The 21,531-nt window shown below is 62.2% G+C and carries 20 protein-coding genes and 1 other RNA gene; 9 read left to right on the plus strand and 12 right to left on the minus strand.

Annotated elements, in window-relative coordinates; all coding sequences use genetic code 11:
- The first annotated feature begins 42 nt into the window (after positions 1 to 42).
- The 4 genes from Q8R10_RS19055 (at position 43) to Q8R10_RS19070 (ending at position 3,039) form a co-directional block, all read left to right on the plus strand.
- Positions 43 to 963, plus strand: a complete 921-nt coding sequence (locus Q8R10_RS19055; protein ID WP_305655530.1) for an SPFH domain-containing protein — start codon at positions 43 to 45, stop codon at positions 961 to 963.
- Between the two features lie 141 nt (positions 964 to 1,104).
- Positions 1,105 to 1,554 (plus strand): NfeD family protein, encoded by a 450-nt coding sequence (locus tag Q8R10_RS19060; RefSeq protein WP_305655531.1) that lies wholly within the window; start codon positions 1,105 to 1,107, stop codon positions 1,552 to 1,554.
- Between the two features lie 77 nt (positions 1,555 to 1,631).
- Complete coding sequence (locus Q8R10_RS19065) at positions 1,632 to 2,663, plus strand: DUF2804 domain-containing protein (RefSeq protein ID WP_305655532.1); 1,032 nt, start codon at positions 1,632 to 1,634, stop codon at positions 2,661 to 2,663.
- A gap of 151 nt (positions 2,664 to 2,814) precedes the next feature.
- Positions 2,815 to 3,039 carry a hypothetical protein gene (locus Q8R10_RS19070; protein ID WP_305655533.1) on the plus strand — a complete coding sequence of 75 codons (225 nt, stop codon included), beginning with the start codon at positions 2,815 to 2,817 and terminating at the stop codon, positions 3,037 to 3,039.
- An 86-nt stretch (positions 3,040 to 3,125) separates the two neighbouring features.
- Here Q8R10_RS19070 and gcvP read toward each other — a convergent pair whose 3' ends face one another.
- The 5 genes from gcvP to norR form a co-directional block, all read right to left on the minus strand.
- Complete coding sequence (gene gcvP / locus Q8R10_RS19075) at positions 3,126 to 5,999, minus strand: aminomethyl-transferring glycine dehydrogenase (RefSeq protein ID WP_305655534.1); 2,874 nt, start codon at positions 5,997 to 5,999, stop codon at positions 3,126 to 3,128.
- A gap of 61 nt (positions 6,000 to 6,060) precedes the next feature.
- The gene (gene gcvH, locus Q8R10_RS19080; protein WP_305655535.1) at positions 6,061 to 6,450 is read right to left on the minus strand and encodes a glycine cleavage system protein GcvH; all 390 of its coding nucleotides are present in this window, start codon (positions 6,448 to 6,450) and stop codon (positions 6,061 to 6,063) included.
- 97 nt (positions 6,451 to 6,547) lie between these two features.
- Positions 6,548 to 7,630: a glycine cleavage system aminomethyltransferase GcvT gene (gcvT, locus tag Q8R10_RS19085; RefSeq protein ID WP_305655536.1), complete on the minus strand. Its 1,083-nt coding sequence runs from the start codon at positions 7,628 to 7,630 to the stop codon at positions 6,548 to 6,550.
- A 179-nt stretch (positions 7,631 to 7,809) separates the two neighbouring features.
- A complete protein-coding gene (locus Q8R10_RS19090; RefSeq protein ID WP_305655537.1) occupies positions 7,810 to 9,426 on the minus strand; it encodes an iron ABC transporter permease in 1,617 nt (538 codons plus the stop codon).
- 134 nt (positions 9,427 to 9,560) lie between these two features.
- Positions 9,561 to 11,117, minus strand: coding sequence for a nitric oxide reductase transcriptional regulator NorR (gene norR, locus Q8R10_RS19095; protein ID WP_305655538.1), 1,557 nt, complete (start codon positions 11,115 to 11,117; stop codon positions 9,561 to 9,563).
- A gap of 152 nt (positions 11,118 to 11,269) precedes the next feature.
- On the opposite strand from norR, the gene hmpA reads away from it, so the two are divergent.
- Entirely contained in the window at positions 11,270 to 12,451 is a 1,182-nt protein-coding gene (hmpA, locus tag Q8R10_RS19100; protein WP_305655539.1) for an NO-inducible flavohemoprotein, read from the plus strand.
- 191 nt (positions 12,452 to 12,642) lie between these two features.
- Positions 12,643 to 13,746: an AI-2E family transporter gene (locus Q8R10_RS19105; protein WP_305655540.1), complete on the plus strand. Its 1,104-nt coding sequence runs from the start codon at positions 12,643 to 12,645 to the stop codon at positions 13,744 to 13,746.
- Between the two features lie 150 nt (positions 13,747 to 13,896).
- On the opposite strand, the gene Q8R10_RS19110 is transcribed toward Q8R10_RS19105, so the two are convergent.
- The 7 genes from Q8R10_RS19110 to Q8R10_RS19140 form a co-directional block, all read right to left on the minus strand.
- On the minus strand, positions 13,897 to 14,286 hold the full coding sequence (locus Q8R10_RS19110) for a hypothetical protein (RefSeq protein ID WP_305655541.1): 390 nt from the start codon (positions 14,284 to 14,286) through the stop codon (positions 13,897 to 13,899).
- Between the two features lie 187 nt (positions 14,287 to 14,473).
- Positions 14,474 to 15,484: an extracellular solute-binding protein gene (locus Q8R10_RS19115; RefSeq protein WP_305655542.1), complete on the minus strand. Its 1,011-nt coding sequence runs from the start codon at positions 15,482 to 15,484 to the stop codon at positions 14,474 to 14,476.
- Between the two features lie 147 nt (positions 15,485 to 15,631).
- Entirely contained in the window at positions 15,632 to 16,864 is a 1,233-nt protein-coding gene (locus Q8R10_RS19120; protein WP_305655543.1) for a 2-octaprenyl-3-methyl-6-methoxy-1,4-benzoquinol hydroxylase, read from the minus strand.
- A 2-nt stretch (positions 16,865 to 16,866) separates the two neighbouring features.
- A complete protein-coding gene (locus Q8R10_RS19125; protein ID WP_305655544.1) occupies positions 16,867 to 17,349 on the minus strand; it encodes a DUF4442 domain-containing protein in 483 nt (160 codons plus the stop codon).
- 10 nt (positions 17,350 to 17,359) lie between these two features.
- A complete protein-coding gene (ubiH, locus tag Q8R10_RS19130; RefSeq protein ID WP_305655545.1) occupies positions 17,360 to 18,544 on the minus strand; it encodes a 2-octaprenyl-6-methoxyphenyl hydroxylase in 1,185 nt (394 codons plus the stop codon).
- Positions 18,544 to 19,899 carry a Xaa-Pro aminopeptidase gene (gene pepP, locus Q8R10_RS19135; RefSeq protein ID WP_305655546.1) on the minus strand — a complete coding sequence of 452 codons (1,356 nt, stop codon included), beginning with the start codon at positions 19,897 to 19,899 and terminating at the stop codon, positions 18,544 to 18,546. The genes ubiH and pepP overlap by 1 nt, the downstream gene beginning before the upstream one ends.
- Before the next feature lie 72 nt (positions 19,900 to 19,971).
- A complete protein-coding gene (locus Q8R10_RS19140; RefSeq protein ID WP_305655547.1) occupies positions 19,972 to 20,526 on the minus strand; it encodes a YecA family protein in 555 nt (184 codons plus the stop codon).
- A 203-nt stretch (positions 20,527 to 20,729) separates the two neighbouring features.
- On the opposite strand from Q8R10_RS19140, the gene Q8R10_RS19145 reads away from it, so the two are divergent.
- From Q8R10_RS19145 to ssrS, 3 genes are all read left to right on the plus strand, one after another.
- Positions 20,730 to 20,939 (plus strand): TIGR02449 family protein, encoded by a 210-nt coding sequence (locus Q8R10_RS19145; RefSeq protein WP_305655548.1) that lies wholly within the window; start codon positions 20,730 to 20,732, stop codon positions 20,937 to 20,939.
- Entirely contained in the window at positions 20,936 to 21,250 is a 315-nt protein-coding gene (locus Q8R10_RS19150; protein WP_305655549.1) for a cell division protein ZapA, read from the plus strand. The genes Q8R10_RS19145 and Q8R10_RS19150 overlap by 4 nt, the downstream gene beginning before the upstream one ends.
- Positions 21,251 to 21,298: 48 nt before the next feature.
- Positions 21,299 to 21,477, plus strand: a non-coding RNA gene (gene ssrS, locus Q8R10_RS19155) — 6S RNA.
- Positions 21,478 to 21,531: the final 54 nt, after the last annotated feature.

The following is a 21,531-nucleotide window of genomic DNA, read 5'->3' on the forward strand; positions in this document are numbered from 1 at the left end:
ACTGTTTAGTTAATCCCTCCCCCAGCAATACAAGGAATCGTTATGCAAATCGGCAGTGTCATGTTGCTCTTCGTCGGCCTCGCAGTGGCCATTCTGTTCATGGGTTTCAAGGTCGTGCCGCAAGGCTACGAGTGGACGGTGGAGCGCTTCGGCCGCTACACCAACACCTTGAAACCGGGCCTGAACATCATAGTGCCGGTGATGGACCGGATCGGGCGCAAGCTCAACGTGATGGAAAGCGTGCTGGATATTCCGCCCCAGGAAGTGATCACCGCCGACAACGCCACGGTGCAGATTGATGCCATCTGTTTCTTCCAGATCATCAATTCGGCCCAGGCCGCCTATGAGGTGAATAACCTCGAGCACGCCATCCGCAATCTGGTGATGACCAATATCCGTACCGTGCTCGGTTCCATGGAGCTGGATGCGATGCTCGGCCAGCGCGACGCGATCAACGAGAAACTGCTGAAGACCGTGGATGAAGCCACCGCGCCTTGGGGCATCAAGATCACCCGCATCGAGATCAAAGACATCAGCCCGCCGGCCGACTTGATGGCCGCCATGTCCGGGCAGATGAAAGCCGAACGGATCAAACGTGCGCAGATTCTCGAAGCCGAAGGCCTGCGCGCCGCGGCGATTCTGACCGCCGAAGGCAAGAAGCAGGGGCAGATTCTCGAAGCCGAAGGCGAACGCCAGGCCGCCTTCCTGCAAGCCGAAGCCCGCGAACGGGCGGCCGCCGCCGAAGCCGAAGCGACCCGCATGGTCTCCGACGCCATCGCCGCCGGTAACGTGCAGGCGGTCAACTACTTTGTCGCGCAGAAATACATCGACGCCCTCGGCAAACTGGCCAGTGCCAATAACAGCAAGGTGATCCTGATACCCCTGGAAGCCAGCCAGATGATCGGTTCGATCGGCGGCATCGGCGAAATCGTCAAAGCCACCTTCGGCGACAAAAAGGTTTAAGCGCCGACTCACCGTTGCAGGGTGGATAGGGCGGACGTAGGGTGGGCTTCAGCCCACCAATTCCCTTATGCCTGGGGCGGTGGGCTAAAGCCCACCCTTCATCCCGTCTGCGGGCATAGACATTCGAAGAGGCGCTGAGTCATGTGGGACTACCTGTATCACCTGTCGTACTGGGACTGGTTGGCACTCGCCAGCCTGCTGCTGATTTTTGAGGTGTTCGGCTTCGGCGGCTATCTGCTCTGGACCGGACTGGCGGCGGCCATGGTCGGCGCGCTGCTGTACCTGTTCCCCGACTTACCCTGGAGCTGGCAGCTTTTGCTGTTCGGCAGCCTGTCGATTCTGACCGCGGTGTTCTGGTGGCGACGCCAACGGGTCGCGGCCAAGCCCTCCGACCAACCAGGCCTGAACCAGCGCGGCAGTGAGTTGCAAGGCCGCACCTTTACCCTGCACGAAGCCATAGTCGGCGGGCGCGGCAAGATCAAGGCCGGCGATAGCCTGTGGCTGGTGACCGGTCCAGAGCTACCAGCGGGTGCGCAGATCCGCGTAATCGGCCAGGACGGCGTGCTGCTAAAGGTCGCCCTCGTCGACTGAAAAACTGCAGCACCTGCCACCCGAGTGCTGCAGTTTGCTCCGCCGGAAATGCCCAGGATAAAAATCAGAGGCAGCCCATGCAGCACGAAATTCTCGCGCCCCTGCCGCTGTTGCAGCGCAACGGCACGCTAACCGAGCCCGGCTGGGCTCGTCAGCCTCACTGGCACTATCAGCGCAATCAGGTACAGGCCAGTAACTGGCGAATCAAGGAGTGGGATTACTACGCGGTGGTTTCGCCGCAGCAATTCGCCTTCTGCTTAACCGCCAGCAACCTTGGCTACGCCGGCCTCTATGCCCTGTGCTTTGTCGACTTGGCCAGCGGCCGCAGCTGGCAGGTTGACGCCCTGCAAGCCTTGCCGCTGGGCCGGCAGAACTTTCCGGAAACGGCCGAAAGCGGCGAAATTCGCTTTCGCAGCGACAAACTCAGCCTGAGTATTCAACGGATTGCCGGCGAGCATCGACTGCGCTTTAGCAGCCCGAAGATGCCGGGGCCGCACGGTCAAGGCATCGACGGCGAGCTGTACTTCCGCCTGCCGCCACGGCAAGAGTCGCTAAACATCGCCACCTCATGGCCACGCCAGCGCAAGGCCTTCTACTACAACAGCAAGTTCAACTGCCTGGCGGTCAGCGGCGACTTTCGCTATGCCGGCAAGCACTATCAGCTCAGCCCGATACGCGATCTCGGCGTGCTCGACTGGGGCCGTGGCGTCTGGACTTACCGCAACACCTGGTACTGGGCCTCAGCCTCGGGTTTTGTCGATGGCGAGCCGTTCGGGCTTAACTTCGGCTACGGCTTCAGCGACCGCAGCCAGGCCTCGGAGAACTTGCTGCTGTATCGCGGGCGGGCGCACAAACTCGATCAGGTCGAGTTTCATTTCGACCGTAAAAACTGGACCAAACCCTGGCGGATCAACAGCAACGACGGCCGCATCGCATTGGAGTTTGTGCCACGGGTCGACCGCAGCAGCAAACTCAACCTGCTGCTGATTGCCAGCGAACAGCACCAGGTGTTTGGCCATTTCAGTGGCCGCGTCAGCCTCGACAACGGCCAAGTACTGCAACTCAGCCACCTGCCCGGCTTTGCCGAAGAAGTGCGTAATCGCTGGTAGCGCGTGCCCACACAAATAGCGCGCCGCATAAACAATCAGGCCAGCCCGCCTATTGATCTGCGGATTTGTGCGCTGGGCGTGGCACACCTCGAGCCGAGCTGTGCGACCATTCGGCGCTCACAGCAACCCAACCAACAAGGACAGTTCCCCCATGGGCAATCCGATTCCCACGCTGAAAACCGTGCTGATCCTGATGATTGCGATCAACCTTATCTGGTTCAGCGACCGCCTGTTTTCGCTCGTCGAGATCGATATTTTAGCCCTGCTGCCGGCCTTGGTGGTGCAACTGCTCGGCCTGTTCGGCAACCTGCTGCTGCTCCTGTTCAACGTGCTACTGCTTGGCCTGCTGTCGCGCCTGCAACTCAAGCCTGAATAACGGCCCGATCAGAACCGCAGGATAAAAGACCGCACAAACAACTAGGCCGCCCGAGGGCGGCCTAGTTGTATCCAGCGTTCTGCGGCTTAACGGTAATCGTCTACCGGTACGCAGGCACAGTGCAGGTTGCGGTCGCCATAGACGTTGTCGACGCGGTTTACCGTTGGCCAGTACTTGTGGTCGCGGGTGTGCTGCGACGGAGTCACGGCTTCGCTGATGCTGTACGGCCGCTCCCACAGGCTGGTGACATCCGCCAGAGTGTGCGGTGCGCCTTTCAGCGGGTTGCTCTCGGCCGGCCATTCACCGGCTTCGACCTTGGCGATCTCGGCGCGGATGCTCAGCATGGCTTCGATAAAACGATCCAGCTCATGCTTGGACTCGCTCTCGGTCGGCTCGATCATCAGCGTGCCAGCCACCGGGAAGGACATGGTCGGGGCGTGGAAGCCGTAGTCCATCAGGCGCTTGGCGACGTCTTCTTCGCTGATCCCGGTGGCGGCCTTGAGTGGACGCAGGTCGATGATGCATTCGTGGGCGACCCGGCCATTGCGGCCGCTGAACAACACCGGGTAAGCGGCGCTGAGTTTTTCTTTCAGGTAGTTGGCGTTGAGGATCGCCACTTCGGTAGCGTCGGCCAGTTGCGGGCCCATCATGGCGATGTACATCCAGCTGATCGGCAGGATGCTCGCGCTGCCCCACGGTGCGGCGCTGACGGCGCCGTTGCCGGGATTCGGGCCGTCGATCTTGACCACCGGGTGATCGGCCACGAAGGGTGCCAGATGCGCGCGCACGCCAATCGGGCCCATGCCTGGACCGCCACCGCCGTGGGGGATGCAGAAAGTCTTGTGCAGGTTCATGTGCGACACGTCGGCGCCGATGTCGGCCGGGCGGGTCAGGCCAACTTGGGCGTTGAGGTTGGCGCCGTCCATATACACCTGACCACCGTGGGCGTGGATGACTTCGCAGATTTCGCGAATGCCTTCCTCGTACACGCCGTGGGTCGATGGATAAGTCGCCATCAGGCACGACAGCTGCTCGCCGGCTTCGGCGGCTTTTTTCTTCAGGTCGTCGAGATCGACGTTGCCCTGGGCATCGCACTCGACGATCTGCACGCGCATGCTGGCCATCTGCGCCGAGGCAGGGTTGGTGCCGTGGGCCGAAGCCGGGATCAGGCAGATATTGCGGTGCGCATCGCCACGGCTCTCGTGGTATTTGCGGATCGCCAACAGGCCGGCGTATTCGCCTTGGGCGCCCGAGTTGGGCTGCATGCAGATGGCGTCGAAACCGGTGATGGCGCGCAGCCAAGCATCCAGCTCGTCGATCATCAGCTTATAACCCTCGGCCTGCTCAAGCGGGACGAAAGGGTGCAGGTTGGCGAATTCCGGCCAGGTGATCGGGATCATCTCGCTGGTGGCGTTAAGTTTCATGGTGCAGGAGCCGAGCGGGATCATCGACTGGTTGAGGGCCAGGTCCTTGATCTCCAGCTGCTTCAAGTAACGCAGCATTTCGGTTTCGCTGTGGTGGGTGTTGAACACCGGGTGAGTCAGGTAGGTCGAGGTGCGCACCAGCTCGGCCGGGATACCCGAGGCAACGTCGGTGGCGTCCAGGGCGGCAACGTCCAGACCGTGGTCTTCACCGAGGAACAGGTCGAACAGGTTGGCCACTGTGTCGGCGCTGCAAGTCTCGTCCAGGCTGACGCCGAGGGCATGCGGGCCTATCACGCGCAGGTTGATGCACTGGATATGGGCGCGGGCGAGGATCGCCGCCTGCTGATCACCCACTTCGACGGTCAAGGTGTCGAAGAAATTCACGTTGCGGCGCTGCACACCTTTTTGCGCAAGGCCGGCCGCCAGCAAGGCAGTCAGGCGTTGCACGCGCAGGGCGATGTTCTTCAGACCGACCGGGCCGTGATAGACGGCGTAGAAACTGGCGATATTGGCCAGCAGGGCTTGGGCGGTGCAGATGTTCGAGTTGGCCTTCTCGCGGCGGATATGTTGCTCGCGGGTTTGCAGGGCCATGCGCAAGGCGATGTTGCCACGGGCGTCTTTCGACACGCCGATGATCCGGCCGGGCATGGCGCGCTTGTACTCGTCGCGGCAGGCAAAGAAGGCCGCGTGCGGGCCGCCGTAGCCCATCGGCACGCCGAAGCGCTGGGCGCTGCCGAGCACGATGTCGGCACCCAACTCACCCGGCGGGGTCAGCAGCAACAGGCTGAGCAGGTCGGCCGACACACAGGCCAGCGCTTGTTGGGAATGCAGTTGTTCGATGATCGGGCGCAGGTCGCGGATCTCGCCGAAGCTGTCCGGGTACTGCAGCAAGGCGCCAAACACCTGATGGCTGGCGAGGTTCTCGACCGCATCCACCACCACGTCGAAGCCAAAAGCGTCGGCGCGGGTCTGCACCACCGAGATGGTCTGCGGGTGGCAGTTCTGGTCGACGAAGAACAGGTTGCTCTTGCTCTTAGCCACGCGCTTGGCCATGGCCATAGCTTCGGCGGCGGCGGTGGCTTCGTCCAGCAGCGAGGCGCTGGCCAGGTCCAAGCCAGTCAGGTCGATGGTCAGCTGCTGAAAGTTCAGCAACGCCTCCAAACGGCCTTGGGCGATTTCTGGCTGATACGGCGTGTAGGCGGTGTACCAACCCGGGCTCATCAGCACGTTACGCACGATCACCGCCGGGGTGATGGTGCCGTGGTAGCCCATGCCGATCAGGCTGGTCCACAGCTGGTTCTGCTCGGCGTAGCCGCGCAACTTAGCCAGTGCCGCCTCCTCGTCCAGCGCGGCCGGCAGTGCCAGCTCGCGATTCAGACGAATCGCCGGTGGCACGGTTTGCTCGATCAACTCGGCGCGGCTGCTCAGGCCGAGCGTTGCCAGCATGGCCTGCTGCTCGGGGGCATCGGGGCCGAGGTGACGACGCAAAAAGGCAGCGGACTGCTGCAGCTGGGCAAGGCTAGGCGACTGGGACATATTCATGCTCTCAAAATGCACAAAGCCCCGAAGGACGAGGCTTTGTGGAATTAACCGGTAATCAGGCTTCGGTGTTGCAGGCTGCGGTGTAAGCAGCAGCGTCGAGCAGCTTGTTCAGCTCGGCGGCGTTGCTTGGTTGCAGCTTGAAGAACCAGCTGGCGTAAGGGTCGCTATTCACTTGCTCAGGGCTGTCGGTCAGCACTTGGTTGACGGCGAGCACTTCACCTGAAATCGGCGCGTAGATGTCCGAGGCGGCTTTTACCGACTCCACCACCCCGGCTTCCTGGCCCGCGTTCAAGCTGGCGCCGACTTCTGGCAGCTCAACGTAGACCACGTCGCCCAAGGCTTCTTGCGCGTGATCGGAGATGCCCACGGTCACAGTGCCGTCGGCTTCCAGGCGAACCCATTCGTGGCTGGCGGCGTAACGCAGATCGGCGGGGATATTGCTCATTTCAGAGTCCTCAAAGTTTGACTGGGCAGCTGAGTGCCCGCATAAAGTTAGCAGCTAGCCGCCATCGGTCGCGTTCGCGACGATAGCCGGCAGTTTGTTAGATTAGGGCCTTGCCGTTACGCACAAAATTTGGCTGCACCACGCGCACCGGGTACCACTTGCCGCGGATCTCCACCTCGGCGCGCTCGCCGGTGGCTACCGGTACGCGGGCCAGCGCGATCGACTTACCCAGACTAGGCGAGAAACTGCCGCTGGTGATTTCGCCTTCGCCCACGCCGTTGATCCGCACCACTTGGTGGGCGCGCAGCACACCGCGCTCTTCCAGCACCAGGCCGACCAATTTGTCGGCAACCCCGGCGTCCTGCTGGGCTTGCAGCGCCGCACGGCCGACGAAGTTACGCGCTTGCGGCTCCCAGGCGATGGTCCAGGCCATGTTGGCGGCCAGCGGCGAAATCTCTTCGTTCATGTCCTGACCGTAGAGGTTCATGCCAGCTTCCAGACGCAAGGTATCGCGGGCACCCAGACCAATCGGGGCGATCCCGGCACCCACCAGCTCAGTGAGAAAGCCTGCGGCTTCGGCGGCTGGCAGCATGATTTCCAGGCCGTCTTCGCCGGTATAGCCGGTGCGGGCGATAAACCACTCGCCGTCGGCCAGACCCTGGAAGGGCTTGAGGCCGCTGATCAGCGCGGCGCGGGCCGGGCTCACCAGTTCGGCGGTTTTCAGCCGGGCCTGCGGGCCTTGAATGGCCAGCATCGCCAGTTCGGCGCGCTCATTGAGGGTCACGTCAAAGCCGGCGGTCTGTTTTTCCATCCAGGCGATGTCTTTGTCGCGAGTCGAGGCATTCACCACCACCCGGTAACCCTCGACGGCCAGGTAGACGATCAGGTCGTCGATCACCCCGCCCTGCTCATTCAGCATGCCGCTGTACAGCGCCTTGCCGAGCACTTGCAGGCGTTCAACGTCGTTGGCCAGCAGGTGTTGCAGGTAAGCCTTGGCCTGACTGCCGGTGACATCCACCACGGTCATGTGCGACACGTCGAACACCCCACAGTCACGCCGCACCTGATGGTGCTCCTCGACTTGCGAGCCGTAATGCAAGGGCATGTCCCAGCCGCCGAAATCGACCATCTTGGCGCCCAAGGCTAGGTGCTGTTCGAAGAGTGGTGTGCGCTGTCCCATGGGATTTCCTTATGAAGCTACTGTGGGCGGGCAGAGGTTCGTCGGGGCAAGCTGCCAATGAGCCTGATGTACTGTGGCGCGGCGGCTCACCGTCGGAAACCCTGCTGAATACTGTGGGCATCAATAAAACGCGCGCATTGTAGCCCCTCAGTCGGCGGCTGGACACCCGCACTGGCGAGTTAGCCGAGCGGACGCGCCGAACGGCGAATCAGCACTATCACCGGCAGCAACCCCACCAGCACCAGGCTCAAGGCCGGCAAGGCGGCGCGCGCCCACTCGCCTTCACTGGTCATTTCAAACACCCGCACCGCCAGCGTGTCCCAGCCAAAAGGACGCATCAGTAAGGTAGCGGGCATCTCCTTGAGCACATCGACAAACACCAGCAAGGCGGCCGACAGCACGCCGGGCAGCAGCAGTGGCAAATACACCCGGGTGAACAGCGCCACGCCGCTGACCCCGAGACTGCGCGAGGCCTGCGGCAGGGACGGCCGAATCCGCGCCAGGCTGCTCTCCAGCGGGCCATAGGCGACGGCGATAAAACGCACCAGATAGGCCAGTAACAAGGCCAGCAAGCTGCCCAGCAATAAGGGTTTACCGGCGCCGCCCAACAGCGTCGAGAGCGGCATCACCAGCCAACGGTCGAAATAACTGAAGGCCAGCATCAGCGCCACCGCCAGCACCGAGCCGGGCAAGGCGTAGCCGAGATTGGCCACCGCCACCGCCAGGTGAATCGGCCGGGTCGGCGCCATGCGTCGGGCGAACACCAACAACAAGGCAACGCTGACCGTGAGCAAGGCGGCCATCCCGGCCAGCGTCAGGCTGTGCAGAATCAAGCCGCTGTAGCGCTCGTCCAGGTCGAAACGGCCGCGCTGCCAGACCCACAGCAGCAACTGCAGTACGGGGATGACAAAGGCGCAGGCAAACACCAGACCGCACCAGGCACTGGCCGCCCAGGCCGCTAAACCGCGCAGCTGAAACAAGGCCTTACTGCGCTGCCGCTCATTGGCCGGACGTACCGCTCCGCGGGCGCCGCGCTCGGCCCAGACCAGCAGCGCCACCACCAACAGCAGCAAGCTGGCCAACTGGGTGGCGCTGCTCAGGCTGTAAAAGCCGTACCAGGTCTTGTAGATGGCCGTGGTGAAGGTATCGAAGTTAAACACCGAGACCGCACCAAAGTCGGCCAGGGTCTCCATCAAGGCCAGGGCCAAGCCGGCGCCAATCGCCGGCCGTGCCATCGGCAGCGCGACCCGCCAAAACGCCTGCCACGGCGATTGCCCAAGCATCCGCGCCGCTTCCATCAGGCCCTTACCCTGGGCCAAAAAAGCGCTGCGGGCGAGCAGGTACACATAGGGATAAAACACCAGCACCAGCACCAGTATTACCCCGCCCGTGGAGCGCACCCGCGGCAGTTTCAAGCCACTGCCAAAGTAGTCGCGCAACAGGCTTTGCAAAGGCCCGGCAAAGTCCAATAAGCCGACAAACACAAAGGCCAGCACATAGGCCGGAATGGCAAAAGGCAGCATCAACGCCCAGTCCAACCAGCGCCGACCGGGAAACTCACAGAGGCTGGTGAGCCAGGCCAGGCTGACGCCCAGCAGCGTCACGCCAACACCCACTCCGAGCAGCAACTTGGCGGTATTGCCCAGCAGGCGCGGCATCTGGGTTTGCCACAGATGCGCCCAAATCTCACCATCGACTTGCTGCCAACTGAGCAGCAATACGCTCAAGGGCAATAGCACCAGGGCGGCAATGGCAAAGCTGATGGGGTACCAGCGCCGCTGGACAGAATGACTCACGCAATGACCTCAAGACGGAAACAACCCACACCCGCAAGCCGGGCGGCGCAGTATAAGCGCCGCAAGGCAGACTCAGCAGCGTAACGCGCAGACCGCCAGCCAGCGCTGCAGGCAATTGCGACTAGAACACAACCTTACTTAAGCCCCAAGCGCACGGCCAGCCGATTAAGATTGGCGCGGTCCAGCCCCAGCTCGCGGGCGGCGGCCGCCCAGTTGCCCTGCTGGCGCTCAAGACAGGCACCGATGAACTGGCGCTGATACACATCCAGCGCGGCCCGCAGTTCGCCGCCGCCAAGCATGGCCGCCGGCTCTGCATTAGTTTCGGCCACTGCATTGGGCGGCTGGCTGCCGGGCAAATCCAGATCGTGCGCCTGCAGAGTAAGAATTCGTGGCCGCTCACGGCACGCGGCCAGCGCCTTGAGTGAGGCACGGCCGATCAAGTGCTCCAACTCACGGACATTGCCCGGCCAGTCGTAACCGAGCAGCGCGGCCTGGGCATCGGCGCCCAAGCGCAGGCTACGCAACCCCAGGCGCGGGCGATTCTCTTCGAGAAAACAGCCGGTCAGTAAAATCACGTCGCGACCGCGTTCGCGCAGCGGCGGCACGCGCAACGGATACACGCTAAGACGGTGATAGAGGTCGGCACGCAAGCGCCCGGCGCGCACCTCCTCGGCCAGATCGCGGTTGCTGGCGGCCAACACCCGGACATTGACTCGATGCTCGCGGTCCGAGCCGACCCGTTGCAGCTGGCCGCTCTGCAACACTCGCAAGAGCTTGGCCTGCGCCGCCAAGGGCAACTCACCGACCTCATCGAGAAACAAGGTGCCGCCGTCGGCCAGCTCGAACTTGCCTTGGCGGTCAGCGTGGGCGCCGGAAAATGCACCGCGCACATGGCCAAACAACTCGCTTTCGACCAGGGTTTCCGGCAGTGCGGCGCAATTCAGGCTAACCAACGCCGCCTGGGCCCGCGCCGACTGGGCGTGGATGGCGTGCGCGACCAGCTCCTTGCCGACACCGGTTTCACCACTGATCAACACGTTAAGTTCAGTGCCGGCGACCAATCCGATCTCGGCCAGCAGGGCTTTATGCGCCGGGCTCTGGCCAATCATCTCGCGGGGGCGCAACTGCGCGGCGGCCTGCTTGTAGAGCTGCGCCAACTCATGCTCGGTTTCGACCCGGCGGGCCAGGCTTTGCATCCGCTCGCCGGCTTTAACCGTGGCGGCGGCGAGGCTGGCAAAGGCCTCCAAGGTGCCCAGATCGGCGCCACTGAAGCGCTGTGGATTGAGTGCATCGAGGGTCAATACACCCCACGGCTGCTGATCCAGATACAGGCCGCAACCGAGACAATCATGTACCTCCAGCTGTCCCAGATGGCCCTCGACGAGGCCGTCGTAGGGGTCGGGCAACTCACAATCGGCGGCAAAATGGGTGGCCTGCGCACTGCCCAGCAACGTCTGCAAGCGCGGGTGTTCGACCACTTTAAAACGCCGTCCGAGGGTGTCGGCGCTCAAGCCATCGACCGCCACCGGCACCAATTGCTCGCCATCCAGGCGCAACAAGGCCGTGGCATCGCAGGGCAACAAGACGCGCAAGGCACCGAGCAAACGCCGATACCGCTCGGCCTCGGGCAACTCACAGGCCAGATCAGCCACCAGTGGCAGTAAGGTGGCGAGCAGGGGATTAGTAGTCATTTACACCCTTTAGCAGTCATATTGACTCGATTTAGCCATAGTCTTAATGACTCATTAAAAAACTAACCAATTGATATTTAACGACTTATTTTATGGCACGAATCCTGATATGTCCCAGTGTAGATGCTCAATTACTCTTCAGGAAAACCGCCATGCTCAGCCCCGCACAAACCGCCTTGATTAAAGCCACTGTCCCACTGCTGGAGTCGGGTGGTGAAACCCTTACCGCGCACTTCTACACCATCATGCTCAGCGAGTACCCCGAAGTCCGTCCGCTGTTTAACCAAGCGCACCAAGCCAGCGGCGCCCAATCGCGGGCCTTGGCCAATGCGGTGCTGATGTATGCCAAACACATTGATCGCCTGGAGGCGCTCGGCCCGCTGGTTGGGCAGATCGTCAGCAAGCATGTGTCGCTGCAAATCTTGCCCGAGCACTATCCGATTGTCGGCGCCTGCCTGTTGCGGGCGATTCGCGAGGTACTGGGCGCCGAGATTGCCACCGATTCGGTGATTGCCGCCTGGGCGGCGGCCTATCAGCAACTGGCCGAGATTCTTATCGGTGCCGAAGAACAGGTCTACGCCGAGAATGCCGCAGGCGCTGGCGGCTGGCGCGGCGCGCGAGCGTTTCGAGTGGCGCGCAAGCAGGTCGAAAGCGAAGAAATCACCTCCTTCTACCTGGTACCCGAAGACGGCGGCGCATTACTGAGTTTCAGCCCCGGCCAATACATTGGCTTAACCCTGCAACTGGACGGCGAAGAAGTGCGCCGCAACTACTCGCTGTCGGCCGCCGCCAACCAGCACGAGTACCGCATCAGCGTTAAGCGCGAAGCCGGCGGGCGAGTGTCGAACTACCTGCACGATCAGGTGGCCGTCGGCGCTACCCTGCAGCTGTTTCCGCCGGCCGGCGATTTTGTCCTGCGCCCATCCAGTAAACCTTTGGCGCTAATTACCGCCGGGGTCGGCATCACCCCGGCGCTGGCAATGTTGGAGCAGGCGCTGAGCAGCGGCCGCGAGGTTCACTTTATCCACTGCGCGCGCCATGGCGGTGTGCATGCCTTTCGCGACTGGCTGGAGACTATGGTGGCCAAGCATCCGCAGTTGCAGCGTTTCTACTGCTACAGCGAGCCGCGCGCCCATGACGGCCACTGCGCCAGCGGTTTGCTGACCGAGCCATTGCTGGCGCAATGGTTGCCGGTGCAGCGGGATTTGGACGCCTACTACCTCGGCCCCAAGCCGTTTATGGCACAGATCAAGCGTCACCTGCAGCGCCTCGGTGTACCGGGCGACCAATGCCACCATGAGTTCTTTGGTCCGGCGACGGAACTTGAAGCGTAAACCAACACCTCCGGCCGGCACTCGCCGGCCGCTCTACCTCAAGCCACATAGCCAAAGCCCGCAGCCTACCTGTGCGCCGACGTTGGCCGGGCGCATAAAGCCCTCCACCAGCTGCCGCAAACATGCGCTTTACGCTACCATCGGTCGCCGGCAGCCCCACCGCCGTGCCCACGACCGCTAGGAGCGACCCCATGCTACCCACCCAAATAACTGAGAAGGTGCTGTCGCGCGGCCTGCTTGATGTACTGATTCGGGCCGGCTTGATTGCCGCCCTGGTGATCTCCTGCTTCCAGATCTTCCGTCCCTTTCTCAATCTGATGCTGTGGTCGGTTATTTTGGCCATCACCCTCTATCCCTTGCACGGCATGCTTAAACGCAAGCTGGGCAACAGTGACGCGCGGGCCGCGTCGCTGATTATATTTTTCACCGTGGGCATTCTGCTGGTGCCGGTGTACCTGCTTGGCAACTCAATGGCCGAATCGATCCAGCAAACTATTGCAGTGGTCAAAAGCGGTGGTTTGCATATCCCGGCGCCGGCTGATTCCGTGGCCAGTTGGCCGCTGGTGGGCAAAAGCCTGCATGGATTCTGGCTGCAAGCGTCGACCGACCTCACCGGTTTGCTGCAAACCGTGGCCCCGCATCTCAAGGGCCCGAGCCTGAGCCTGCTGGGCAAACTGGCCGGGGCCAGCGTCGGCCTGCTGATGTTTATCTTCGCGCTGTTTATCGCCGGCATTGTCATGGCCTACGGCGACAAAGGTAGCCACAGCGCGCAGCTGATCGCGGCACGCATTTCCGGCCCGGAGAAAGGTCCGCAGATCGCCGAGCTGTGCACCGCCACCGTGCGCGCCGTCGCCCAGGGCGTGGTCGGTATCGCCTTTATCCAGATGTTGCTGGTGGGCGCCGGTTTTGTGGTGATGGGCATTCCCGGCGCCGGTTTGCTGGCCCTCGGCGTGTTGCTGCTGGGCATCATGCAGTTGCCGGCCAGCCTGATCATCATCCCGGTGCTTGGCTTCGTGTTCGCCACTGAAGGCGCCACTGCCGCGACCATTGGGTTTGCCATCTACAGCGTCCTCGCCGGCATGGTCGATAACGTGCTCAAGCCCTTGCTGCTGGGTCGTGGGGTGGCGGTGCCGATGCCGGTGATTCTGATCGGCGCCTTGGGCGGGATGATTGCCAGCGGCATCATCGGCCTGTTTATTGGCCCAGTGATGCTGGCGGTGGCTTATCAGTTGTTTTGGCAGTGGATCAACGACCAGCCCGCGCCCGACGCGACCAGCGACACCAGCCAAAGCTGATTGGCACTTGGCACACCGGCGGTAATCGGCCGCGGACGACCGTTATGCTGAGCGGCCTGACGATGATGCGCCAGTGCTGTTGGCCTCGTCCGGCTAGTCATCCGAAGGCCTGCTGCTGAGCGTGCCGGTGCTCAACCTCAGGCTATTTAATTAAGCGCTGCGCCGCACGCCGATCAAGTAGCTGACAAACAGCGTAATCATCAGCGCATCCACCAAGATATCCAGCCCGGCTTGATGGCCAAGAAAGTCGCGGCCGTAGGTCAGGATCAGACCGATAAAGCTCAGCTTGCTAACGCAGGCCGCCACTAACACCAAAGATCGGGTCGGCGGATTGAAGGCGGCGTAAATCAACATGCCGCCCACCAGCGCAATCAGCACGCCCCAGCTGCGCACGATAATTTCTGCCAACGGACCTTCCAGGGTCACGCCAAAGGTGCTGAGCAACGCCGCCTGCGGGGCGATGGCGGCAAACAGCATGCTGCAAGTCAGCACCCCGGCGACCAGCATGATCCATTTGATGTTCGCAACAATCCAGCTCATGAAATGCTCCTTTTGGGGTTTATGCATGCTTGCAATAAGCGTCGTGACGCGGCGCGGCCTGAACCTATCGCCAGCCTCTGCGGATCAAAGGCCCCGCTGCTGGGCCTGGCGCTGAAACAACAACGCCCCGCACTATGGCGGGGCGTTGTTGGCAACTCAAGGGCTCAGTCTTTTAACCGCGCCAGGCTCAATTCCAGCCGGCGCGATCCATCAACTTCAAGGCTTCGACCTGGCGCTTGCCGGCCACTTCCAGCGGAATGCTGTCGGCTTTAAACGGCCCCCAAGCACTGACTTCCGCCGAAGGTTTAACCGCAGGGTTAGCCGGGAACTCCTGGTTGATGTCGGCAAACAGGTTTTGCGCCTCGGCGGTGGTCATCCACTCCAGCAGTTTTTGCGCCTCAACCCCATGGGGTGCGTATTTGGTCACGCCGGCGCCCGAGAGGTTGACGTGCACACCACGATCGGCCTGATTGGGCCAGAACAGCTTAACCTTGAGGTCCGGGTCTTGCTTATGCAGGCGGGCAAAGTAGTAGGTATTGACCAGGCCAACATCGCACTGGCCGGCATCGATGGCCTGCAGCAAGGCGGTGTCGTCGGCAAACACGTCGGTGGCCAGGTTATTGACCCAACCCTTGACGATGGCTTCGGTCTTAGCCGCGCCGTGGGTTTCGATCAGGGTGGCGGTCAACGACTGGTTGTAGACCTTCTTGCTGGTGCGCAAGCACAGACGGCCAGCCCAGTCCTTGTCGGCCAAGGCTTCGTAGGTCGACAACTCAGAAGCTTTAACCCGCTCGGTGGAATAGACGATGGTCCGCGCCCGCAGCGACAGGCCAGTCCAACTACCGGTGCTGGAGCGATATTGCGCGGGGATATTGGCGTCGATAACCGCCGATTTTAACGGTTTGAGCACGCCTTCCTGCTCGGCCTGCCAGAGGTTGCCGGCATCCACGGTAATCAGCAGGTCAGCCGGCGTATTGGCGCCCTCGGCCTTGAGACGCGCCATCAAGGGCGCCTCTTTGTCGGTGATGAATTTGACTTTGACCCCGGTTTTGGCGGTGTAGGCATCGAACACCGGCTTGATCAGCTCGTCGATGCGCGCGGTGTAAACCATCAATTCTTCGGCCGCCAGCAGCGGGGCAGACACCGTAGAGAGGGCAAGAACGGGAAGCGTGGCAAGCAACGTCTGGCGCAGGCGCATGGCGATAATCTCGGCAGAGTGATAATTCTAAACAAATACTAATGAATAGCATTTAGGTTAGCAATTACTCTCACACAAACGCCACCGCCGGCACTTGTCGCCGATCAATTTATCTGGGCTTTAGCCCGCCAATACGCCGGCCTCTGGCTACGCCCGCGCCAGCTCCGGTAAATCACCGGACAAACCCAAGGCCTGACGCACCAGCAAGGCCTTGCCTTCATTCAGGCCATCAACCAGATTCAGCCCCGAATTACGCAACCAGCGCAGCGGCAGCGGATCGGCCTGGAACAACCGCTCGAAGCCCTCCATCGCCGCCATCATCGCCAGGTTATGCGGCATACGGCGGCGCTCGTAACGGCTGAGCACGCGAATATCGGCAGGGTTTTCGCCGCGCTCCAGCGCATGCAGCAGCACTTCGGCGAGCACCGCAGCATCCAGAAAACCCAGATTGACCCCCTGGCCGGCTAACGGGTGAATGGTGTGGGCGGCGTCGCCGATCAAGGCCAGGCCGGGCTCCACATAGCGCTTGGCATGCCGTTGGCGCAGCGGGATGCAATGCCGTGGGTCGGCCTCCAACACCTCACCCAGACGCCACTCGAAGGCCTTGCCGAGGGCGTAGCGAAACGCTGCGTCATCCAGTGCCATCAAGCGTTCGGCCTCGCTCGGCGTCACCGACCAGACAATCGAGCACCATTGCTCGGCATCCTCGCCCGTGCGCCCGGCCAAAGGCAAAAACGCCAGCGGGCCATCGTCGGTAAAGCGCTGCCAGGCGGTTTGTTGGTGTGGCTTGGCGCAGCGCACGCTGGTGACTAGGGCGTGGTGCAGGTAATCCCATTCGCGGGTGGCGCAGCCAGCCAGGCGCCGTACCGCCGAGTTGGCGCCATCGGCGGCGATCAGCAGCGGCGCGCGTAACTCGCGGCCATCGCTGAGGGTCAGCAACCAGTCGTCGCCGGAGCGGCGCAGTTGCTCCAGGCGCGCGCTGGGCAAAATACCCAGGTCGGCGTCATACAGGGCATCCAGCAGCGCATCCTGAACCACGCGGTTTTCGACTATATGGCCGAGCACCTCGGCATGCACGCTGGCAGCGGAAAAATGCACCTGGCCGGTGCCGGAGCCGTCCCACACCTGCATCTCGCCGTAGGGGCTGGCGCGCCGGGCGACGATCCCCGGCCAGACCTGCAGGCGCTCAAGGATGCGCTGGCTGGCGGCCGACAGGGCGCTGACCCGTGGCTCAAAGGCCGCAGCCTGATCGAACGGCTTAACGCTCAGCGGGCCGCCATCCAGCAACATGATTTGCAGACCACTGTTTTGCAGCGCCAAGGCCAAGGCACTACCAACCATACCGGCGCCAACAATGATCACATCCGCTTGTAGTTGCATGCTTAGGCTGCCTGCCGCGCGCGCGGCTTGAGTCGTACATAAAGGGTTTTGTGCACCCGCGCCACCAGGGTGCCTTCGCCGTCGCGCACGTCAACGTGCAACTGCGGCAGGTATTTTTCGCCGGCGGCGGTGTGCGCGCGAATGTCCGCCAGCAGCTTATCGTCGATGACAAAGTCGGCGTACACCGGGCCTTTGCCGGGGGCGATAAAATCGATGCTGGCGGCCTTGTCCCAGACCAGATAATCGTCGCCCAACAAGGGCATCAACAACAGCATGTAGAAGGGATCGACCATGCTGTACAGCGAGCCGCCGAACTGGGTGCCAACCGCATTGCGGTTGTACCAGCGCAACGCCATCTTCACCCGCGCCTGCCGGCAATCCGGACTGATCTGCTGCACCGAGATGCCGGCACCGAGGTAAGGCGGATAGAGGTTCAGGCCAATGCGCAACAAACGCGCGCGACGGGCCAATTTGGCATCACTCATAACAGTTCTCTCACGACGGGCGCGGGCCCAGGCCCATGGCCTGGCGGGCAAACCAGCGCTTGGCCGGCGGTAATAAATCCAGCCCCAGGAGGCCGAGATTGCGCCCGGCGGCCAGCAGCGGCTGGTCACTGGTAAAGAGTTTGGTGACCTGATCGGAAAAACCCACGGTCAGTTGCTGGTCGAGGCGCTGGCGCTCCAGATAACCCTGCAAGCAGGCCAGCTCGCCCAAGGGCGCAGTGCTGGCCAACAGGGTTTCAGCCAGCTCCAGAGTATCGCGCAGCGACAGATTGTAACCCTGGCCAGCAATCGGGTGCAGGCTGTGGGCGGCGTTGCCGAGCACCACCAGATGGGGCCGCACTTGCTCCTGGGCCTCGGTCAGCGCCAGCGGATACAGATGGCGAGCGCCAACCTTGTGCAAGGCGCCGAGACGATAACCAAAGGCCTCCTGCAGTTCGGCCAGAAAGTGCCGATCATCCAGTTGCAGCAAGCGTTCGGCATCCGCGCTCGGCCGGGTCCAAACCAACGCGCAGCGGTTATCCGCCAACGGCAGCATGGCCATCGGCCCGGCCTCGGTGAAGCGTTCGAAGGCCTGCCCCTGGTGCGCCTGACTGGCGCTGATATTGGCGATCAGCGCACTCTGCTGATAGGCCTGCTGGCTGACGGCGATGCCCAGTTGCTCGCGCAAGCCGGAGCGGCCGCCATCGGCCAGCACGGCCAGGTCGCACTCCAGGGTCGAGTCATCATTCAAAGTTAAGCGATAGCCATCACCGAGACTGTGCATGGCCAGCACTTCGGCCGGGCAGCGCCAACTGATCACATTCTTATCCAAGGCTTGCCACAGGCAATGGCCGAGCCAGGCGTTCTCGACTACATAACCGAGCGCAGGCACCCCTTCATCGGCGGCACTTAGCCGTGCGGCGCCAAAGCGACCACGGTCGGAGACATGAATTTGCGCAATCGGTTCGGCCCGCTCGGCGATGCTCGGCCACAGGCCCAGGCGCTGGTAAATCTGCCGGGTGCCGAACGACAAGGCGGTGGAGCGCGCGTCGTAGCTGGGCTGGTAGCTGCTGCCGGGGGCAAATGGCTCGATCAGCACTATCTGCCAGCCGCGGGCTTTGGCACCGGTTTGCAACGCCAAGGCCAAGCTGGCGCCGACTAGGCCGCCGCCAATAATCGCCAGTTGCACCCGTGCCATTAGCCGGCCACCGCCGCCGCTACAGGTGCGACCACACGGGCCGGCGCCATCAGCGCCTCGATGGCGGCCACGGTCTTGGGCACCCCATCGGTGAGGATCTCGCAGCCGGTTTTGGTCACCACCACGTCGTCTTCGATGCGCACGCCAATGCCGCGCCACTTCTTGGCGACGTTCTGGTTGTCGACGGCAATGTAGATACCCGGCTCCACCGTCATGGCCATGCCGACCTCCAGCTCGCGCCATTCGCCGCCGACCTTGTAGTCGCCGACATCATGCACATCCATGCCCAGCCAGTGGCCGGCACGGTGCATATAGAACGCTTTGTAGGCCTCGCTGGCGATCAGCTCATCGACCGCGCCTTCGAGCAGGCCGAGTTCGACTAAGCCTGCGGTGATCACCCGCACCGTCGCCTCATGGGCGGCGTTCCAATGTTTGCCGGGAGCGATTTCCTTGAAGGCGGCTTCCTGGGAGGCCAGCACTAACTCGTAGATGGCTTTTTGCTCGGACGAGAATTTGCCACTGACCGGGAAGGTGCGAGTGATGTCGCTGGCGTAGCAATCGATCTCGCAGGCGGCGTCGATCAGCACCAGATCGCCGTCTTTGAGCAACGCATCGTTCTCACGGTAATGCAGGATGCAGGCGTTTTTGCCGGCCGCGACGATGGAGCCGTAGGCCGGCATTTTCGCCCCGCCCTTGCGGAATTCGTAATCCAGTTCGGCTTCCAAGTGGTACTCGTACAAGCCGGCGCGGCAGGCTTGCATGGCGCGCACATGGGCGCGGGCGGAAATCGCCGCGGCTTCCTTCATCACCTTCACTTCGGCCGCCGACTTGTACAGACGCATGTCGTGCAGCAGGTGATCGAGGGCAACAAACTCATTGGGCGGCTGCGCGCCTTGGCGGGCCTTGGAGCGGATCACGTTGATCCACTCCATCAGATGGCGGTCAAACTCTTGATGAATGCCCAGGGCGTAATAGACCCGCTCGCGGCCCTCGATCAGGCCCGGCAGAATCTCGTCGATGTCGCTGATCGGGAAGGCATCGTCGGCACCGTACTGGCTGATGGCGCCGTCCTGGCCGGCACGCAGACCGTCCCAGAGTTCACGCTCGGGATTACGCTCGCGGCAGAACAGCACGTACTCACCATGGACGCGGCCGGGGATCAGCGCCAGCACCGCTTCCTGCTCGGGGAAGCCGGTGAGGTACTGGAAATCACTGTCCTGGCGGTAGATATGCTCAACGTCGCGGTTGCGGATATACACCGGCGCCGCCGGCAGTATGGCGATGCTGTTGGGTTCCATCTGCGCCATCAGCGCCTTGCGCCGGCGCGCGAATTCGGCTTTCGGGATGCTGATCATGGGGACCTCCAACGATTTGATTAACCCCGCCGAATCAGGCTGTGTGAAATGCCGGCGGATATAGACTAGGAATCAGTGCAACGCCGGTTTTGGCACGGCAGCCAGCGGCTTGGCACACTCGGTAAACAGCAGCAACGGCGCCACGCGCAGGTACTCCATAACCTCCATGTAATCGTTCTCGCCGTCTTCGGACTCTTCCAGCGCGTCCTGCACCTGGGCGATCCCGGCCAGGTCCTGCAGCACTTCAATGGCCTCGGCCGACAAGGCCGCATCGCGGGCAGTCAAACCAAAACCACCGAGGAAACCCTGGCACCATTGGCCCAAGGCCTGGGCCCGCTCGGCCAGCGGCGCATCGTCGTTGGGCAGCAGCAAGATGATGGTCACCTCACTGCCAGACAGCTCGCCTTTGACCATTTCTTGCAGGCCAATCAGGGCCTGACGGACTTGCTCGGACGGCTCACTGTCGAGCAAGTCAGTCGCGTCGAGCAGCCAGGCTTCACTGTCAAAGCCGGCGCCGGCACAACTGCGACCGAGCAACAGACCATGCAACTCGGCAGGTGAAACAGGATGACCATTGCTGGCAAGCAAGGCGGCGAAGGCGGCATAGGGCGAATTTTGAATGGGCATAATGGCGGGCATCGAAGTAGGTTTCTGAGCTAGGCGTCAGACGACGCAATGACTAGAATGAAGGTGGCTATCCTAGCACCGGCAGCCGCGCCAAGACCATTGATGGTGCGCAACGGGTTTGACCGATACGCCTAACGACCTTATATATTTCACCGCTTTTTTTGCTTATTCATCGCCAAGTAGAGAGCCCAAGTAGAGAACCTATGCACGACGCCGACCTGCGCGCACTGACGGCCAAGCTGGAGCTACTGATCCAGCGCACCGAGCATCTCAAGGCTCACAACCGGCAGTTACTGGCGAGCGCGAAAGCGTGGCGCGAGGAACGCAGCCAACTGATTGAAAAGAACGAATTGGCCCGCAGCAAGGTCGAATCGATGATTATGCGCCTCAAGGCCCTAGAGCAAGACTCATGACCCAAGCCAAAAGCGTTACCGTGCAAATCCTCGACAAGGAGTATTGCATCGCCTGCCCGGCCGACGAGCGCGCCAACCTCGAAGGTGCCGCCCGCTACCTCGACGGCAAGATGCGCGAGATCCGCGCCAGCGGCAAAGTCATCGGCGCCGACCGCATTGCGGTGATGGCCGCACTGAATATCAGCCACGACCTGCTGCACAAAAAACAGCGCCTCGACCAAGCCGCCGAAGAAACCCGCGAGTCGGTGCGCGACTTAATCGAGCGCGTCGACCAGGCCCTGATCACCCATCCCGATGAAGCACAAGGCTGATAGCCGAGCGGCATACCCATATGCCAGACGCGGGGGTATACTGCCAACTCCTCCCTGGTGTGTGCGCCAGTTGGCGATGTCCCTGAGCCGATTCGCACAACCCCGGGGGTTGCACGTTGAGGTCGGTGTGCATGTCCGCTTGACGGAAAGCCTTAACGCCTCCTGCAACCTCCACCTTGAACTTTCGGGTTCAAGGGCCAAGCCGGCAGCGGCACTCCGGGGAGTCATATTTTTACAGACATTGCCGCTCAGCCTGAGCCGCAGTTCAGCCCTAGCGCAGC

The sequence above is a fragment of the Pseudomonas sp. genome (assembly GCF_030698175.1).
GTDB lineage: Bacteria > Pseudomonadota > Gammaproteobacteria > Pseudomonadales > Pseudomonadaceae > Aquipseudomonas.

Coding starts and splice junctions, on each gene's coding strand:
- Q8R10_RS19115 (WP_305655542.1), bottom strand. CDS start 15,484: ATGCGCCTGCGCCAGACGTTGCTTGCCACGCTTCCCGTTCTTGCCCTC.
- Q8R10_RS19125 (WP_305655544.1), bottom strand. CDS start 17,349: ATGAGTGATGCCAAATTGGCCCGTCGCGCGCGTTTGTTGCGCATTGGC.
- Q8R10_RS19105 (WP_305655540.1), top strand. CDS start 12,643: ATGCTACCCACCCAAATAACTGAGAAGGTGCTGTCGCGCGGCCTGCTT.
- gcvT (WP_305655536.1), bottom strand. CDS start 7,630: ATGGGACAGCGCACACCACTCTTCGAACAGCACCTAGCCTTGGGCGCC.
- Q8R10_RS19065 (WP_305655532.1), top strand. CDS start 1,632: ATGCAGCACGAAATTCTCGCGCCCCTGCCGCTGTTGCAGCGCAACGGC.
- Q8R10_RS19110 (WP_305655541.1), bottom strand. CDS start 14,286: ATGAGCTGGATTGTTGCGAACATCAAATGGATCATGCTGGTCGCCGGG.
- Q8R10_RS19060 (WP_305655531.1), top strand. CDS start 1,105: ATGTGGGACTACCTGTATCACCTGTCGTACTGGGACTGGTTGGCACTC.
- Q8R10_RS19120 (WP_305655543.1), bottom strand. CDS start 16,864: ATGCAACTACAAGCGGATGTGATCATTGTTGGCGCCGGTATGGTTGGT.
- Q8R10_RS19150 (WP_305655549.1), top strand. CDS start 20,936: ATGACCCAAGCCAAAAGCGTTACCGTGCAAATCCTCGACAAGGAGTAT.
- Q8R10_RS19140 (WP_305655547.1), bottom strand. CDS start 20,526: ATGCCCATTCAAAATTCGCCCTATGCCGCCTTCGCCGCCTTGCTTGCC.
- gcvH (WP_305655535.1), bottom strand. CDS start 6,450: ATGAGCAATATCCCCGCCGATCTGCGTTACGCCGCCAGCCACGAATGG.
- ubiH (WP_305655545.1), bottom strand. CDS start 18,544: ATGGCACGGGTGCAACTGGCGATTATTGGCGGCGGCCTAGTCGGCGCC.
- pepP (WP_305655546.1), bottom strand. CDS start 19,899: ATGATCAGCATCCCGAAAGCCGAATTCGCGCGCCGGCGCAAGGCGCTG.
- Q8R10_RS19055 (WP_305655530.1), top strand. CDS start 43: ATGCAAATCGGCAGTGTCATGTTGCTCTTCGTCGGCCTCGCAGTGGCC.
- Q8R10_RS19145 (WP_305655548.1), top strand. CDS start 20,730: ATGCACGACGCCGACCTGCGCGCACTGACGGCCAAGCTGGAGCTACTG.
- gcvP (WP_305655534.1), bottom strand. CDS start 5,999: ATGTCCCAGTCGCCTAGCCTTGCCCAGCTGCAGCAGTCCGCTGCCTTT.
- hmpA (WP_305655539.1), top strand. CDS start 11,270: ATGCTCAGCCCCGCACAAACCGCCTTGATTAAAGCCACTGTCCCACTG.
- Q8R10_RS19070 (WP_305655533.1), top strand. CDS start 2,815: ATGGGCAATCCGATTCCCACGCTGAAAACCGTGCTGATCCTGATGATT.
- norR (WP_305655538.1), bottom strand. CDS start 11,117: ATGACTACTAATCCCCTGCTCGCCACCTTACTGCCACTGGTGGCTGAT.